Consider the following 1,667-nt stretch of genomic DNA (forward strand, 5'->3'; position numbering starts at 1 on the left):
TAAAATGTACCCTATAGATTAGACAGTATGAGTTTTTAAAACCCTTACCATTGGACAGTAAGTTTTAATGAAAACCCTTAAATCTAGACAATGAGTTTACAGGGAACCCTTAACTTCGGACATGGTGCTGATAAAACCATTTATTTGGGACAAAATCGGTTTTGACTCCAATTCAGATTGATATTACAATAAAAATGAATTGGAGGAAATTATGGCAAACAAAAAGTTTACAGAACAGGAAATGCTCACACTGAGAAATAGCAAATATGTGCTGGATGTATCACCGAGCATTGTACATTTCTCGGCAGAATTTAAAAAACTGTTTTGGGAGGAACTGTCAAAGGGCAGGCTTCCACGTGAAATTGTTTCGACTCTTGGAATAGATCCAAATATCCTAGGGGATTCCAGGATAAATGGTTTGAAAACCATGATTGGAAACGAAGTAAAAAAGGGAAATGGCTTTCGAGATCTTAACACATATGCACAGGGTTGCAACGGATATCTTTCGGCTGAAAATCGGATAAAATATTTAGAAATGCAACTGGCATATAAAAATCAGGAGATAGAGTTTCTAAAAAAAATTGTATCTTTAGATCCGGAGGCTCCGGAATAATGAAAATACCAGCACATGCAAAGTATCAGATTATTTATGATACCATGCAAAAAAGCGATAATCTATTGAATGTAGCTGCCATGTGCGAAATAGCAGGAGTATCCCGTTCGGGATATTACCATTATCTATCAACAGAAAACCAGCGAATGGAAAGGGAGGAACGGGACAGACAGGATTTTCTTTTGATTCTGAAAGCATACCAGTACCGAGGATATCATAAAGGTGCCCGTAGCATATATATGAGGTTGTTACACATGGAACCGCCGATAGTGATGAATATCAAAAAAATCCGGCGGCTGATGAAGAAGTACAACTTACAGTGCCCTATCCGCAAGGCAAATCCCTATCGAAGAATGGCAAAAGCAATGGCAACTGCATATACCGCACCTAATATAGTAAACCGTGAATTCGAGGAACACGGACCAAGAAAAATTCTGTTAACGGATATCACGTATATTATAAATGGAAAAGCACCCCGGTGCTATATGTCAACAATTATAGATGCCTGTACCAAGGAGCTTCTGTCATGGGTTCTCAGCGAATCACTAGAAATTGATTTTGTATTAGAAACAGTAAAGCAGTTAATAGAAAAACATGGAACTGATTTAAGCACAGAAACATTAATACATAGCGATCAGGGTTCCCACTATACCAGCATTAAATTTATCCAATTGTTAAAGGATAACGAACTGAGACAGTCTATGTCACGTAGAGCAAACTGTTGGGACAATGCTCCTCAGGAATCATTCTTTGGTCATATGAAAGATGAATTAGATCTATCAGAGTGCTACAGCTATGAGGAGATATTAAACGCAGTTAGGGATTGGACAGAATATTATAATACAGAACGTTATCAATGGGACTTAGCAAGGTTGTCACCTGTTGAATATTATCAATATCTGACAACAGGAATTTATCCACTGTTAAACCCTAAAGCAAAAGGTGAAAACAATCAATCAGAGGCATCACTTTGATGCCTCTACGCAACAAACAAATATAAAATAGAAATCTGAAAAGGAAAAGTCATAGTGTCCTTGACAAAGGGTACACTTTA

The 1,667-nt window shown here is 37.4% G+C and carries 2 protein-coding genes; both read left to right on the forward strand.

What is annotated here, in order from left to right; translation table 11 throughout:
- Positions 1 to 211: 211 nt before the first annotated feature.
- Positions 212 to 613, forward strand: coding sequence for an HTH domain-containing protein (locus tag DWW60_RS13335; protein ID WP_117875559.1), 402 nt, complete (start codon positions 212 to 214; stop codon positions 611 to 613).
- Entirely contained in the window at positions 613 to 1,587 is a 975-nt protein-coding gene (locus DWW60_RS13340) for an IS3 family transposase (protein ID WP_117875560.1), read from the forward strand. The genes DWW60_RS13335 and DWW60_RS13340 overlap by 1 nt, the downstream gene beginning before the upstream one ends.
- The last annotated feature ends 80 nt before the right edge of the window (positions 1,588 to 1,667 follow it).

The sequence above is a fragment of the Coprococcus sp. AF16-22 genome, assembly GCF_003461545.1.
Lineage (GTDB): Bacteria > Bacillota > Clostridia > Lachnospirales > Lachnospiraceae > Coprococcus > Coprococcus aceti.

Coding starts and splice junctions, on each gene's coding strand:
- DWW60_RS13335 (WP_117875559.1), top strand. CDS start 212: ATGGCAAACAAAAAGTTTACAGAACAGGAAATGCTCACACTGAGAAAT.
- DWW60_RS13340 (WP_117875560.1), top strand. CDS start 613: ATGAAAATACCAGCACATGCAAAGTATCAGATTATTTATGATACCATG.